The organism is Chryseobacterium sp. FP211-J200 (assembly GCF_001643375.1).
In the GTDB taxonomy this organism is placed as follows: domain Bacteria; phylum Bacteroidota; class Bacteroidia; order Flavobacteriales; family Weeksellaceae; genus Epilithonimonas; species Epilithonimonas ginsengisoli.
The window spans coordinates 29,549-44,477 of sequence record NZ_LSHB01000011.1; the positions used below are offsets into that span (position 1 = coordinate 29,549).

At 37.8% G+C, this 14,929-nt stretch carries 14 protein-coding genes, 2 pseudogenes and 1 riboswitch; of the genes and pseudogenes, 9 read left to right on the forward strand and 7 right to left on the reverse strand.

The annotated features are described in order from the left end of the window. Positions 1 to 136: 136 nt before the first annotated feature. Entirely contained in the window at positions 137 to 2,992 is a 2,856-nt protein-coding gene (locus AXA65_RS04210) for a TonB-dependent receptor plug domain-containing protein (RefSeq protein ID WP_063968871.1), read from the reverse strand. 101 nt (positions 2,993 to 3,093) lie between these two features. Further along, a riboswitch (SAM riboswitch) is annotated at positions 3,094 to 3,195 on the reverse strand. A 150-nt stretch (positions 3,196 to 3,345) separates the two neighbouring features. Between AXA65_RS04210 and AXA65_RS04215 the strand changes: the two genes are divergently transcribed. From AXA65_RS04215 to AXA65_RS04230, 4 genes are all read left to right on the forward strand, one after another. Continuing rightward, positions 3,346 to 4,083 (forward strand): DUF72 domain-containing protein, encoded by a 738-nt coding sequence (locus tag AXA65_RS04215; protein ID WP_063968872.1) that lies wholly within the window; start codon positions 3,346 to 3,348, stop codon positions 4,081 to 4,083. Between the two features lie 322 nt (positions 4,084 to 4,405). Continuing rightward, positions 4,406 to 5,101, forward strand: a complete 696-nt coding sequence (locus AXA65_RS04220; RefSeq protein ID WP_063968873.1) for an SIR2 family NAD-dependent protein deacylase — start codon at positions 4,406 to 4,408, stop codon at positions 5,099 to 5,101. Beyond that, complete coding sequence (locus AXA65_RS04225; protein WP_063968874.1) at positions 5,101 to 6,612, forward strand: carbon-nitrogen hydrolase family protein; 1,512 nt, start codon at positions 5,101 to 5,103, stop codon at positions 6,610 to 6,612. The genes AXA65_RS04220 and AXA65_RS04225 overlap by 1 nt, the downstream gene beginning before the upstream one ends. 251 nt (positions 6,613 to 6,863) lie before the next feature. Next, positions 6,864 to 7,688 carry a DUF4197 domain-containing protein gene (locus AXA65_RS04230; RefSeq protein ID WP_063968875.1) on the forward strand — a complete coding sequence of 275 codons (825 nt, stop codon included), beginning with the start codon at positions 6,864 to 6,866 and terminating at the stop codon, positions 7,686 to 7,688. Positions 7,689 to 7,815: 127 nt separating this feature from the next. Here the strand turns inward: AXA65_RS04230 and AXA65_RS04235 are convergent, their stop codons facing one another. After that, positions 7,816 to 8,469, reverse strand: a complete 654-nt coding sequence (locus AXA65_RS04235) for a CoA transferase subunit B (protein WP_063968876.1) — start codon at positions 8,467 to 8,469, stop codon at positions 7,816 to 7,818. Between the two features lie 87 nt (positions 8,470 to 8,556). Between AXA65_RS04235 and AXA65_RS04240 the strand changes: the two genes are divergently transcribed. Both AXA65_RS04240 and AXA65_RS04245 read left to right on the forward strand, forming a co-directional pair. After that, a complete protein-coding gene (locus tag AXA65_RS04240; protein WP_063968967.1) occupies positions 8,557 to 10,344 on the forward strand; it encodes an ABC transporter ATP-binding protein in 1,788 nt (595 codons plus the stop codon). 64 nt (positions 10,345 to 10,408) lie between these two features. Continuing rightward, on the forward strand, positions 10,409 to 11,083 hold the full coding sequence (locus AXA65_RS04245) for a DUF2971 domain-containing protein (RefSeq protein WP_063968877.1): 675 nt from the start codon (positions 10,409 to 10,411) through the stop codon (positions 11,081 to 11,083). 29 nt (positions 11,084 to 11,112) lie between these two features. Here the strand turns inward: AXA65_RS04245 and AXA65_RS20090 are convergent. Further along, positions 11,113 to 11,208, reverse strand: a pseudogene (locus AXA65_RS20090) (succinyl-CoA--3-ketoacid-CoA transferase); the annotation flags it as partial. An 88-nt stretch (positions 11,209 to 11,296) separates the two neighbouring features. Between AXA65_RS20090 and AXA65_RS04250 the strand changes: the two are divergent. Then, positions 11,297 to 11,509: a DUF2683 family protein gene (locus AXA65_RS04250; protein WP_063968878.1), complete on the forward strand. Its 213-nt coding sequence runs from the start codon at positions 11,297 to 11,299 to the stop codon at positions 11,507 to 11,509. Continuing rightward, positions 11,494 to 11,775: a type II toxin-antitoxin system YoeB family toxin gene (locus AXA65_RS04255; RefSeq protein ID WP_063968879.1), complete on the forward strand. Its 282-nt coding sequence runs from the start codon at positions 11,494 to 11,496 to the stop codon at positions 11,773 to 11,775. The genes AXA65_RS04250 and AXA65_RS04255 overlap by 16 nt, the downstream gene beginning before the upstream one ends. 37 nt (positions 11,776 to 11,812) lie before the next feature. Here AXA65_RS04255 and AXA65_RS20095 read toward each other — a convergent pair. The 4 genes and pseudogenes from AXA65_RS20095 to AXA65_RS19410 all read right to left on the reverse strand — a co-directional run. Continuing rightward, positions 11,813 to 11,908, reverse strand: a pseudogene (locus AXA65_RS20095) (succinyl-CoA--3-ketoacid-CoA transferase); the annotation flags it as partial. Between the two features lie 285 nt (positions 11,909 to 12,193). Next, the gene (locus AXA65_RS04260; protein ID WP_034968365.1) at positions 12,194 to 12,895 is read right to left on the reverse strand and encodes a CoA transferase subunit A; all 702 of its coding nucleotides are present in this window, start codon (positions 12,893 to 12,895) and stop codon (positions 12,194 to 12,196) included. A gap of 367 nt (positions 12,896 to 13,262) precedes the next feature. Further along, positions 13,263 to 13,664: a hypothetical protein gene (locus AXA65_RS04265; RefSeq protein WP_228391617.1), complete on the reverse strand. Its 402-nt coding sequence runs from the start codon at positions 13,662 to 13,664 to the stop codon at positions 13,263 to 13,265. A gap of 169 nt (positions 13,665 to 13,833) precedes the next feature. After that, positions 13,834 to 14,019, reverse strand: a complete 186-nt coding sequence (locus AXA65_RS19410) for a hypothetical protein (protein ID WP_086048070.1) — start codon at positions 14,017 to 14,019, stop codon at positions 13,834 to 13,836. A gap of 122 nt (positions 14,020 to 14,141) precedes the next feature. On the opposite strand from AXA65_RS19410, the gene map reads away from it, so the two are divergent. Further along, positions 14,142 to 14,906: a type I methionyl aminopeptidase gene (gene map, locus AXA65_RS04270; RefSeq protein WP_063968969.1), complete on the forward strand. Its 765-nt coding sequence runs from the start codon at positions 14,142 to 14,144 to the stop codon at positions 14,904 to 14,906. Positions 14,907 to 14,929: the final 23 nt, after the last annotated feature.

Genomic DNA, 14,929 nt, shown 5'->3' on the forward strand with positions numbered 1-14,929 from the left:
TGAACTTTTTGTTTTCCTAAAAATAAAACTAAAAACTTTTGTGACTATTGTGATTGTGGTTCAAAAAACAAAATGACATCGAGGAAATCCCCGATGCCATTTCAAAACAAATATAAAACCTTAAAAAATCGTCTAATTAAAATGATACGGTCAGCTTACTGAAAACGTATCTTCCGTTCTGTCCAAACTGAGACGAAGAACGCGAATATATAAACTGGTCATTGTTGGTAGAAGCCGTCACGTTCTTCGTAGGATAGATATCGAACAAGTTGTTTGTCCCGACTGTCAGGTTGAAGTTTTTGCTAATATTATATCCGATTGATAGGTCGGTAATGATCTTATCTGACACCAATTGATGCTCGTTTGGCAAAAGGATGCCGTCAAAGTTCGCATCCACATTGTCTGCACCATAAACTTTTCCGTAGTAAGTATTTCTCAAGTAAACACTGAAGTCATTCCAAGTCAAGCTGTGAGACAAACTCGCTTTCACTTTTGGAACTGAATCTTCTAGATAAACTCTGGATCTTTCTCCAAAGTACGTTGTATCCAATCCTGCATTTTTCAACAGATCCGAAGCGTGAATATCGCCGACTTTCTTTGTTCTATTAAAGTTGATGGCAATGTCGTTATTAAATCTGAAACTTTCTCTTCTGTAAGAATGGCTGATCACAACGTCCAAACCTTTTGTTTCTGTATCGATTGAGTTTGCAAAAAACTGAGCAGCATTAACTTCTGCTTTATCAAATTCTTGTTGAACAGGTCCAAGATTTGGGTTGTTAACAATCTGCTGAGCTGTCGGTCTTGCAAACTGATCGGTCAAAACAATTCTGTCATCGATTCTAATGAAATAGGCATCTGCCGTAATATTCAAATTCAGAGCAGGGATTTTATAGGTAAATCCTGTGCTTACAGACTTTGAAGTCTCTTGTTTTAATTTATTAATTCCCAAACCTTTTGCAACCGCAGAATCATTACTGAAAGTTCCTACTTCTACCAAAGATGGCGCTGTTCCTCCAGGAAGTGTTGTGAATAAGGTTGATGTCGTGTTGTAGTAGATCTGGTGGATCGATGGCGCGCGGAAACCTGTAGATCCTGCAAAACGGAAATTAAGGTCGTTCGAAAGTTTGATCCTAGATGCCAATTTGTAATTAAAAGTCGAACCAAAATCAGAATAATCTTCGTAACGAACTGCCGCATCTACCAATAACCAATTCGTAAAATTAAACTCTACATCTGCATAGCCTGCGTAAGAATTTCTATTTTTATTGGTGGCATTCTCAGCTCTGAAACCAGAAAAAACCTGAGAACTTCCTGCTAAAGCTGCTCCAAAGAAATCTGTTGGTTTCAAAGAGCTAGGCGTTGTTGGCGTCTGCACATTTCCATTGATATCATAAGCTGTGTAAGATGCTTCCTCACCTGGATTGATCCTAAAATTCTCATGACGCTGCTCTGCTCCGAAAGCGACATTGATTCCTTGGAAAACATCAAACGATTTGCTGAAATCCAAGTTGATGGTGTTTTGCAAAAACTGCAATCCACCCGCTTTGAAAGTGTCAGGAGAGTTAAATCTTAAACTTGTATTTCCTGTATTCTCAATGGTGTAATCAAAACTGTTTTGTCCGAAAGTATTACTTAGATCAACATTCCAGCCGTCCCATTTACCTTTGATCCCTGCAGACAATGAAACATCCTGAATTCTTGTGTGAATTTCTGGCAAATAACCGTCAATGTTAAGTCCTGTGAAAGTTCTCGCTTGGTTTGGTCTTCTGTAGAAACCACCTGACGCACCATCTCTGATGGAGTAACCTCCAAAAGTATAAACTTTCCAATCATCGCTGACAGGCACTTCAACATTTAAAAATAATTGGTGGTTATTCAGTTTGGACTGCCCAACTTGCATGTTGAAGTCTTTTCTGGTTTGTCCTCTGTAAGCTAATTCTTGATCTGTTAAAGCGTTCAGCTGTGCAGTAGAAAAATCTAATTTGTTCTTTGTTGGATCTAAAACATTTTGCAAATCTGTGATAGAATTGGCAGATTGAATTTTATTTTGAAGCTCAGAAGAGAAATAACCCACACCTTGAGAATACTGATGAATGAGACTCACGAAATCCTGTTCACCCGGTGTCCCTTTAAGATTTCCAATATTGTTAAAATAAGAAGAAAGATTCACTCCATTTTCCGCCGCTCTTTTCTCGATTGCATTGTATGCGTTGTAAATAGGAGCACTTTCTGTCCCAGCTCTTCTCGTAGGATCACGGAATTGGGAAGACCACGTTATATTATAAAAACCACCTTTGTTTCCGATCTTATTCCCGTAGTTCAAATCCAATTGATATTGCTGACCATCATAGTTTCCGGTGTGGTCCTTCGCTGCATTCGTAAGATAACCACCGTAGTTCAATTGCCCTGTCAGTTTTCCGGTATCTCTTTTCAACTGAAGGTTCATCACACCGGCAATCGCATCAGAACCATATTGCGCAGACGCACCGTCTCTCAAAACCTCGATTCTGGAAAGTGCAAAAGCTGGAATTGCATTCAGATCAGTTCCCACAGTTCCTCTTCCCGGAGCGCCATTTACATTCACTAATGCGGAAGTATGTCTTCTTTTCCCATTGATCAAGATCAAAGTCTGGTCAGGTCCTAGACCTCTCAACTGTGCAGGATCTGAGTGATCTGATCCATCTGCATTGGTCTGAATGGTTGATGTAAAAGACGGCGCAATCGTATTAAGGATCTGATTGATATTCGTCTGTGGCAAACTCTGCTGAATCTCTTTCAGGTTGAAAACGTCTACAGGAACGGGACTGTCCGCTTTGGATCGTCCACCACTTCTGGATCCTACCAAAACGACTTCCTCGATCTGTTTGTCAGAGACGGTATCGTTGGAAGGTTTTGTTTCCTGAGCTTGTGCGAATGTAATTCCAGAAAAGAAGATAACCGCTGCTGTGAGCGCAATTCCTTTCCTTGAATTAATAATAGTTACTTTGTTCATATATTCTAAATTTTAAGTTCTATAAATAAAAAAAACTTCTCCCAGACAAGTCTAGAAGAAGTTATATAAGGAGGTGTTTGGTCCAATAATAAAAACTTTTAAACTTATCTTTCCTTTTTTCAAAGGCTGAATGCAACACCTTTCCTCTCGGCAGGTTGTTAAGACGTCATTAGGTCAGTTCCCTCGGTCTTTCTTAATAAGTATGACAGCAATTCGTAATCACTTTACAAAAGTAGTTGCAAAAGTTTTATTCATCCAAATTTATTTCCTACTAATTTGGTATGATAAATATCATATTGGATTTAATTGATTGATTTGATGCTGATTGGCACAGAAATGAATCATCAATAAATATGAAAACATCGAAGACAAAATACCACATTGGCTGTTCCGGATTTTACAATGCGGCCTGGAAAGGTTCACTCTATCCTACAGATTCTCAGAACAAAGATTTCCTGAAACTCTATTCTAAGACTTTTGATATTGTGGAAATCAACAGCACATTTTACAGGAAGCCAACAGCAAAAACACTTCAAAAATGGGTAGCTGAGACAACAGATGATTTCAAATTCTTCATCAAAATACCAAAAACAATCTCGCATCAGAAACCTTTTGAAAATAAGACAGAAGAAATATTAGAATTTTGCAGTTACATAAGATCTCATCTTGGAGAAAAGTTGGCAGGCTTTCTTTTTCAATTTCCGCCTTCCTTTCATAGCACATCAGAAAATATAATTTGGCTTAATGAAAATCTGCCTCATGACTTTCTAATTGTGGTAGAATTTCGCCATATTTCTTGGTGGAATGATGAAGTTTTTAAGATATTCAAAGACAAAAAATGGATTTTCAGTGGAACCAGTTTTCCAGGTAATTTACCAGAAGATATTATTGTCACCAATCCTAAAATCGGATATTATCGTCTCCACGGAAAGCCAACGCTTTACAAATCGCCTTATTCGGAAGACTTTTTGAATGATTTGGCAGAGAAGATCAAAGCGACCGGAAAGGATTTTTACCTGATGTTCAATAATACTTGGGGAATTGCAGCCATTGAAAATTCATTAATTCTAAAACAAATTCTCAAGTCATAGTCAAGATATATTATCAATTTTACAAAATTATTTTTGAGGCGTTTTTATGACTGCAATCGAATAATTTTGACTATTTCATAGTACAATCCTTCGGATCATCTTCGGGTTTCCTTCGGGTCGTCTTCGGAAAAAACATCTTTTTTCCGAAGGTGACCCGAAGGATTGTTGAACAAGACCCGAAGAAACGACAATTAGATTGTTTTGTTTTCAGATTTTTAGTTAATATCAATTTCATCAAATAATATTAGAATCAATCAAAAATCAATGATCTTGGAATAAGCAATTCGTTGTAAATGTTTAAATTTGAGAAAACAACATTACTATGAAAAAGAAACTGGTCGTACTCTCCGGCGCAGGCATCTCGGCTGAAAGTGGTATCAAAACATTTCGTGACTCCAATGGACTTTGGGAAAATCACCGCGTGGAAGATGTGGCTTCGCCGGAAGGTTTTGCGAGAGACCCGCAATTGGTTTTGGACTTTTACAATGCCAGAAGGAAACAACTGAAAGCGATTGAACCTAATACGGCTCACAAATTGCTTGCAGAATTGGAGGATCACTTCGATGTCCATATCATCACGCAGAATGTAGACGACCTTCACGAGCGCGGCGGTTCTTCCAAGATCATTCATCTTCATGGCGAACTCAAGAAAGCAAGATCTGTGGATAATGAAAATGAAATATTGGATTGGGAAAACGACATCCATTTAGGTGACCTTCATACGGATGGCTCTCAACTTCGGCCACACATTGTTTGGTTTGGCGAGATGGTTCCAGAGATGGATAATGCAATTGAAATTGCTTCCCAAGCCGACCTTTTTTTGGTCATCGGAACATCGATGCAGGTTTATCCCGCTGCTTCCATCGTGAGATATGTTCCAAGTCATTGCGAAGTATTTGTCATCGACCCAAACCTCGAAAATCCAAATTCGTTTACTCGAAATGAGAATTATTTTAAAGCCTCAGCAACAGAAGGAATGAAAACTTTAAAACAAATATTAATAGAAAAGTATAAATAATGCAGGTAGAAATTAGAAAATTGACCGTTGATGATTATGATGATCTGGCAGAAGCAATGCAGAAAGCCTATCCCGTGATTGACGACAATGTCTGGAGCAAAAGGAATATCCAAAAGCTGACATCCATTTTTGCAGAAGGACAAATTTGCATCCTCGTCGATGGAAAATTGGCAGCAGCTGCATTGTCCATAAATGTCAATTATGAGCTTTACGGCGACCAACATACCTACGACGAGATCACAGGAAATGGGACTTTCAACACGCACAGCAATATCGGAAATGTACTATATGGAATCGAGGTTTTCGTAGATCCCGAATTCAGAGCTTTGAGACTTGGCAGAAGATTGTACGACGCAAGAAAAGAACTTTGCGAGATCCTTAATTTAAAATCAATCATCGTTGGTGGAAGAATCCCAAATTATCACCTTTACAGCTCAGAATTATCACCAAGAGAATACATCACAAAGGTCAGAAACAAGGAAATATTTGACCCTGTTTTGAGCTTCCAGATCGGGAATAATTTCTCTCCAGTAAAAATCTTAAAAGGATACCTGAAAGGCGACACAGAATCCGAAGAATATGCCGTTCTTCTGCAATGGAACAATATCTATTACACAGCGAAGAAAAACACGATGCAGGACAGCGTCATCCGTCTTGGGCTGATCCAATGGCAAATGCGTCCTTTGAAAGATATTGAGGAGTTTTACAAGCAAGTTGAGTTTTTTGTAGATGCAGTTGCTGGTTACCAATCAGATTTCTGTCTGTTCCCGGAATTGTTCAACACGCCTCTACTCGCTCCTTTCAATCATTTGAACGAAAGAGAATCGATGGAAAAACTCTCTGAACTGACGGAAGAGATCAAGGAAAAAATATCCGAAATGGCCATCAGTTACAATGTCAACATCATCTCCGGAAGCATGCCGATCTTGGAGGAAGGTCAACTGTTCAACGTGAGTTATCTGCTTCACAGAGACGGAAAAATTGATGAATATAGAAAAGTCCACATCACACCAAACGAAAAGAAATATTATGGAATGACGGGCGGAAATGAGATCAAGGTCTTCGATACAGATTGTGGGAAAGTGGGTGTCATCATTTGCTATGACGTGGAATTTCCAGAATTGCCAAGATTATTAGCGGACCAGGGAATGAAGATTCTATTCGTCCCTTATCTTACAGATACTCAGAATGCTTACACGCGCGTTCGCCATTGTGCGGCTGCAAGAGCTATCGAGAATGAATGTTATGTCGCAATCGCAGGCTGTGTCGGGAATTTGCCTGGGGTGAACAATATGGATATCCAGTATGGTCAGGCGACAGTTTTCACGCCTTCGGATTTTGCGTTTCCGTCCAATGCCATCAAGGGAGAAGCTACGCCAAACACCGAGATGACAATCATCGTGGATGTGGATCTCAATTTACTGAAAGAACTTCATTACAACGGCGCTGTGAAAACTTTGACCGACAGAAGACAGGATCTGTATGATGTAATATTGAGAAACCAGAGTTAACATAAAAGTTATTTGGGCAGCTATTCCGCCTTCCGTTCCCGCTTTTTTTGCCAAGGCTTTTCCCAATCCAAAAAAGAGCTCCACTCAAACCTAACGAAGTGGTTCATCGATTCAACTGAAAAAATAGAAAAGATGAGATAAGTCGGGCTGCGGGATTGTGTATAAAAATAACATTTTTTCAAAAATTACTTTGTGAGTAGATTTAACAACGCTTCAAATTAATCATCTAAATTTGTATAAAATTATAAATAATGAAAAAAACGATTTTCTTAGCTGCTGGTTTGATATTTTCAGTTTCTTCTCAAGCTCAGACGCAAACACAGATTTTTGATATTCTGAGATCAGCCGTCAAAACCAAAACGGGCGTTGATCTAGGCAGTACAAAAACGCAGAATCCTACAAATTCGACTACGACTGGTTCAACCAACACGACTACGAACTCAAATTCCAATATTAATCTCGGCAGTTTTACATCGACCCAAATCTCATCAGGCCTAAAAGAAGCTTTGAATCTTGGTGTAAAAGAAGGTGTACAAAAATTAGGCGTAACGGATGGTTTCCTAAAAAACGAAGCAGTTAAAATCTTGATGCCAGAAAAACTTAGAAAAATTGATACTACACTCAGAAGTTTCGGATTGGGAAGTCTGGCAGACCAAGGTGTAAAATTACTCAACAGAGCGGCAGAAGATGCCGTGACAGAAGCAACTCCGATTTTTACGAAAGCCATTACATCAATGACCATCGATGATGCAAAAAATATTCTTTTGGGAAGCAACAATGCGGCTACCAATTATCTTCAAACCAAAACACAAACGCAACTTTTCACCGCTTTTCAGCCAAAAGTACAAGCGTCATTAAGCAAAGTTGGCGCCGATACGGTTTGGAAAAATATGATTTCAAAATACAACGCATTCACAGGACAAGCAGTTACTACAGACCTAAACGAATATGTAACTACAGAAACCATCAACGGTGTTTTCAAAATGGTGGCTGAGAAAGAATCTGGAATTAGAAATAATTCTGCGATGAGAACTACTTCTATTCTACAAAAGGTTTTTGGGGCGGTGAAGAAGTAAATTTAGAATTTAGAATTTAGAATTTAGAATTTAGAATTTAGAATTTAGAATTTAGACAAAATTAAAAATTCGCAGAGTTTTCACTTTGCGAATTTTTTTTATTTATTAATTCTTCATTATTAATCAACTAAAACACCATCTCTGGAATCTCTCCTTCAATAATCAAATCAGCTTCTGTTGCTTTGATAATTTCATCTACAGAAATTCCCGGCGCTCTTTCCAGAAGTTTGAAACCTTTGTCGGTCACTTCCAGAACCGCTAATTCTGTCACTACCTTTTTGACACAATTCACACCTGTCAAAGGAAGCGTACATTTCTTTAAGATCTTGGATTCTCCAGCTTTGTTCACGTGCATCATTGCGACGATGATATTTTCTGCCGAGGCCACTAGATCCATTGCGCCACCCATTCCTTTCACCATTTTGCCTGGGATTTTCCAGTTGGCAATATCGCCGTTTTCGGAAACTTCCATTGCGCCAAGAATCGTGAGGTCAACTTTTTGACTTCTAATCATCCCAAAACTGAAAGCGGAATCAAAAAAAGAACCGCCCGGCAGAATCGTGATGGTTTGTTTTCCAGCATTGATAAGGTCTGCATCTTCTTCGCCTTCGAACGGAAAAGGTCCCATTCCGAGTACACCATTTTCACTTTGAAATTCTACGGAAAGATTGTCTGGGACGTAGTTTGCCACCAATGTGGGAATTCCGATTCCTAGGTTTACGTAGTAGCCGTCTTTGACTTCTCTGGAGATGCGCTGTGCGATTTGTTCTTTGGTCAACATAGTAAAAACTTATTACTGCAATATATATAAAATTAGGTTTACAGAGAAATGCTTCAGATTTATATCAGTAATTTTGCACCAATTATTATGAAGACACTATTACATTATCTCAAACCACATAAATGGTTGCTTTTTACATCATTATTTTTAGCAACGATCAATCAGGTTTTTTCTTTGTTTGCGCCTGCTATCACAGGGAATATTCTCGACCAATTGGTCACACATCCCAACTTTTTCGATAAAGAAAAATTAATGCCTAGAAACCTCAATCAATTTCTTTATGGAAATGATGTTTTCCACGGCGCATTTTATTTTCTCGGTTTATTAATTGGAACTGCGATGATAAGCCGTATTGCCAAGGCTTTTCAGGATTATGTCGTGAGTGTGATTACGCAGAAATTTGGGGCAAACATTTTCACGGACGGTTTGCAACATTCGATGGCGTTGCCTTATCAGGAATTTGAAGACCAAAGAAGTGGCGAGACTTTATCGATTTTGACCAAAGTGAGAGAAGATTCGGTGAAGTTTATTACCAATTTCATTAATATATTCTTTGGGATATTGGTGAGTATTATTTTCGTTTCCGTTTATGCGATTCGTTTGCATTGGTCGATAATGCCGGTTTATGTCGTTGGAATCTTTCTCATTGCTTTTATCACAAATCTATTAAGCAAGAGAATTAAAAATATTCAAAAAACGATTGTCACTGAAACCACGAGTTTGGCGGGAAGCACGACGGAAAGCTTAAGAAATATCGAAATCGTCAAAAGTTTAGGATTAACGAAACAAGAAGTTAAACGTCTGAATAACAACACTTATAAAATCCTCGGACTTGAACTGAAGAAAGTCAAAAGCATCCGTTCATTAAGTTTCATCCAGGGAACGATGGTGAATTTTCTTCAACAATTGATTACACTGACGCTTTTATATTTGATTTTCAGAAACATCGTGACGCCTGGACAATATCTGTCATTGATGTTCTACGGCTTCTTTATTTTCGGTCCGATGCAGGAGATTGGAAACATCATTATTTCTTACCGTGAAGCCGAAGCATCCTTGAAAAATTTCGATAATCTGATGAAAAAACCAGTGGAAGAAAAACCTTTGACGCCAAAACAAATTGGTGCGATTGAGGAACTGGAATTCAAACACGTTTCTTTCAAACATCAATCGGCGCAATACAAAGCTTTGAACAATATTTCATTTGATGTCAAAAATGGCGAAACGATTGCGTTTGTCGGGCCAAGTGGTTCCGGAAAAAGTACGTTGGTAAAACTTTTGGTGGGACTTTACCGCGCTCAGGAAGGGAATATTTTTTATAATGAAATCAACGGAAAAGAATTTGACTTTGATGAATTGAGAAATCAAATCGGTTTTGTTACTCAAGACACGCAACTTTTCGCAGGAACCATCAGAGAAAATCTACTCTTCGTAAATCCAGATGCAACAGAAGCTGACATCCAAATGGCTTTGAAAAAATCAAGCTGTACAGGCTTATTGGAACGAGCCGAAAAAGGAATTGAAACCGTCATCGGCGAAGGTGGATTGAAATTAAGCGGTGGTGAAAAACAAAGAATTGCCATTGCCAGAGCTTTATTGAGAAAACCACATTTATTGATTTTTGATGAAGCCACTTCTGCTTTGGACAGCATCACGGAAGAAGAAATCACGACAACTATCAAAGATATTTCTGAACAAAAAGAACAAATCACTGTTCTCATCGCCCACAGATTGAGCACCATCATGCACGCCGATAGAATCTACGTTTTGGAACGCGGACAAGTCATAGAAATGGGCTCTCACGAAAATCTGATTGCCGAAAAAGGTTTGTATTATGCGATGTGGAGACAGCAGATTGGGGAGAGGAAGATTTAATAAAAGATTATTATTTTATTTCTTAAATTTTTAGGTAACAAATTCAAAAAAACATCTCTTTAAAATGAGTTTATTTAAATTTAAAAATGCTAAATCGATTAATGATTTTAATAGAGATATTCAAACTATTCTAGATGATAAAATTTGGTTTTCAGGTATTGAAAGTTTGAATGAGCCTTTTGAAAAAGTGTATTCTACAAAAAGTTTTGATGAGTATGATGGAACAGAAGAAATTGTTACAAATTTTTTCATTCCCCTTCGGGAACATATAAATGAATACTTTGAAAAAGTTGGAATTTTATCTTTATGTGGTAGAAATACCAACCTCGTAATGTGGAGTCATTATGCTGATAATCATAAAGGATACTGTATTGAATATAATCTAAATTTAGACGAAATGAATAGTTTGAATTTTGAGACTGAAGACGAGGTTTTTCTATTTGAAGTCGAGTACGACAACTCACCAATAGATTTCCTTTCTTTACCCTCTAACTTTCAATTTTACTTGCGAAGAAAAAACAAATTATGGGAATATGAAAATGAATTTCGCTTTATCTCATCAAAACAAAGACTGCACAATATTCCAAAGAATTCTATAAAAGCAATTTACTTAGGTGCAAACGTCAACAATATTGTAAATAACACATTTTTAAATTTATGTAAAGAGAAAAATATAAAGCTCTACCAAACTTATCTTTCTAATAATTCATATGAATTAAAATTCAAAAAAATCTTCTAAAAAATTTCCGATAAGATTTTTTTGAAAAGTTAATCTTTCTTCCTCACAGTCCTCTGCTCTATCCTCTTCTCATAATTCTCGCCTTGGAAAATCCTTTGAACCATAATTCCAGCAACGTAGATTTTGGTTATATATTCGTTTAAGTCTGGCAATTATTTTGTAATTTTAAATTCAAAGATTTCAAAAATCAATAACTTTGTAAAAAATAGTATTATGGACAACATTTTAATCACGCCTAAAAATGAAAAGCAATTGCATTTGCTCAAATTATTGCTGGAAGAAATGAAAATTCAGTTTAGATATGAAAAAGATGAAACTGAACCCATAAATACTGAACTCGAAAAGAAAATCAACGAAGCCCGTAAAGAAAAGAAAGAAGGAAAACTCTTGACCATTGACCCAAAAAGTATATGGGAAAGTATATAGTTCAACTTTCAAAAAGAGCTTTGAAGGATTTAAAAGCCATAAAAAAATCGGGCAGAAAATTGGATATGGAAAAGGTACAAACTTTTCTCATTGAACTAGAAGAACATCCACGAACCGGAGCCGGCTCGCCAGAACAAGTGAAATATCACGATGGCGAAGTCTGGAGCAGAGAGGTAAATAAAAAAGACCGATTTGTTTATGAAATTTTTGAGGAAGAAGTTTCTGTAACCCTCATCCAATCTTTAGGTCATTACAACGATAAATAGAAAACCGTCTCATTTTTAAATGAAACGGTTTTAGTTTTTAATCTCTCTTCCTCACAGTCCTCTGCTCAATCCTCTTCTCATAATTATCGCCTTGGAAAATCCTTTGAACCATAATTCCTGGAATATGGATTTCCATAATTAGAAACCCAAAATTTTATGTTCACAACCCAAACGTTTACCCTAATGACGTAAAATTTTAGGTAAATAGCGTAAAATTTTACCCCCATAAGACGTAAAATTTTGGGTCTGCAACCTAAACTTTTACCCTAGTAGGCCTAAAATTTTACGTCCGCAACGTAAGCGTTTAGGTTCAACCCTCATCAATACTTAGTTTCAGCAAATTAAACAAATCAGGTTTTGATTTGTAGCTGGATTAAAATAAAAAACCGCTTCATATAAAATGAAACGGTTCTAATTTTTAATCTCTCTTCCTCACAGTCCTCTGCTCAATCCTCTTCTCATAATTCTCGCCTTGGAAAATCCGTTGAACCATAATTCCGGGGATGTGGATTTCGTTCGGGTCCAATTGTCCTGGTTCTACCAACTCTTCCACTTCTGCAATCGTGATTTTTCCTGCGCCTGCCATTGGGAAATTAAAATTACGAGCTGAGCCTTTGAAAATCAAGTTTCCTGCGTGGTCGCCTTTCCAAGCTTTTACGATGGAGAACTCTGCTTTGTAGGCGTGTTCCAGAATGTGTGGTTTCCCGTCAAAATCTTTCACTTCTTTGCCTTCCGCCACTTCTGTCCCAAATCCTGCGGGCGTGTAAAATGCGGGAATTCCGGCTTGTGCTGACCTGCATTTTTCGGCAAGTGTGCCTTGTGGCGTGAGTTCTACTTCCAATTCTCCGGAAAGCATTTGGCGCTCGAATTCTGCGTTCTCGCCAACGTAGGACGAAATCATTTTTTTGATTTGTTTTTTCTGTAACAGCAATCCCAATCCGAAGTCGTCAACGCCGGCATTGTTGGAAATGCAGGTCAAATCCGTCACATTTTTATTGACCAATTCTGTGATGCAATTCTCAGGAATCCCGCAAAGTCCGAATCCGCCGAGCATTATGGTCATTCCGCTTTCTATATCTTTTACCGCTTCTTGGGCGTTTTTTACTCTTTTATCAATCATAAAATTGAGTTTTTGTCTTTCAGTTTCTTAGTTCATAAATATAAAAAAATCCGTGTGAGTAGAGGAAAGAAAATTGAGAAAAGATTATTTCTATTGAGAAAGCTTCGACTCCGCTCAGCCTTACAATGTATCAGATTGTCTTTACATATTAGACTTGTCACACTGAGGAGAGTCGAAGAGCTCACTAAAAAGTAAATTTGAAACGTTGAATCTAATGCAGCCCGGCCTGAGTGGAGCTCTTTTTGTAAGCAATGGAAAAGCATAGGCACAAAAAAGCGGGAACGGAGGACGGAAAAGCTGCCCCAAAAAAAGAAAACCACACAATTATGAGATGCGTGGTTTCCTTACTAACAATTTAAACATTTATTTATCTATTATCTATCGTCACGCTCACTGGCATCACATAAGTTGCAGCCATCATATTTTGGTTCAGTTTGTTGACGTCCACTTTGTAAAGCAGATTTGCGAGAACATTTTCTAATTCTTTGCTGACATTTTTGCAGTCACCATTGGCGCGGATATTTGTGATTTTTCCGTTCTCAACCAGACTGAATCTGACGTCTGAATTGATCACGCCTTCTTTATAATTCGAATTTGTGAAGTCGAAATTATCTTTTACGAGTTTCCTAAGTTCCCCAAACGCATCGCCGGAACGAAGCACTACTTCCTGTATATTTTTCTCAGATTCCTGAGCTTGAGCTACACTGAACAAACCTGCAAATACAAATATTGATAATGCAACCATTTTACTAATCATTTTCATTTCCATAATCAATTGATTTTAAGTTAATATTTATCTTATCTACAGACAAAGTTACAACATTTTAATATTCCGTTCATATTAAATTAACATTGAGAGTGAAAATTTAACATTGTGATTTCAAAAAAAATTCCAAGAGAACTGAATCACTTGGAATAAATATCGTTTATTTTAACAACTACTTCCGTTGTCCTGGTGCAAACGGCCTTGCAGATTTGGTTCCGAAAACCTTTTTGGCCTGTCCTGGCGGCATTGGTTTCGCACCTCTAGGATGTGGCGGTCTGTGTGGTCTTCTCGGTGGGACACAAGAGGATAAGCTTAATAAAAATATACCAGTTGCTAGATAAATTTTAATTGATTTCATTTTTTTGATTGATGACAAAATTGATACCAATATCAACACTTTCTTTATAAATGATAGACCAACATTTGTTTTTCCTGATCCAAATCGATAAATTTGAATCTTACCGAATTAAAAATATCATTATGTCCATCACCAACGAGTCAGAATTAATCGGAATGCAAAAGGCAAGCGAGGCTGTAGCTTACACTCTGAAGAAAATGAGAAACTTCGCCAAAGCGGGAATTTCAACCAAGGAATTAGATGATTTCGGTGGTAAAATCCTGGAAGAAATGGGTGCTAAATCTGCGCCGTATTTGACTTATGGTTTTCCCGGTTACACTTGCATAAGCGTGAATAATGAATTTTGCCACGGGATTCCGTCCGAGAAAACAATTCTGAAAGAAGGCGACCTGATCAACATCGATGTTTCTGCGGAACTTGATGGCTATTGGTCAGATAATGGCGGTTCGTTTGTGATTGGAGAAGATATCAACCATCATCAAAAACTGATTGACGCGTCCAAAGAAATCCTGAAAAAAGCAATTTCCAATATAAAAGGAGGCGTAAGAATTTCAGACATTGGTCATCTGATGGAAACCGAAGCAAAAAAAAGAGGTTACAAAGTCATCAAAAACCTGACTGGACACGGCGTTGGTAGAAGTCTACACGAGGAACCACACGAGATTGCGAATTACCGAGACCGATTCAACACGCAAAGATTCAAGAAAAATTCGGTGGTGGCGATTGAGACTTTCATTTCCACAACTTCCACGATTGCCGACACTCAAAAAGATGGCTGGACAATGGTTGGAAACAAAGGCGGTTTTATGGCGCAACACGAACATACAATTGTTGTAACTGACGGGAAACCAATGATTCTGACGGAAGCGAATGAGATTTACAATTAAGAATATCAAACAAAAATGTCACT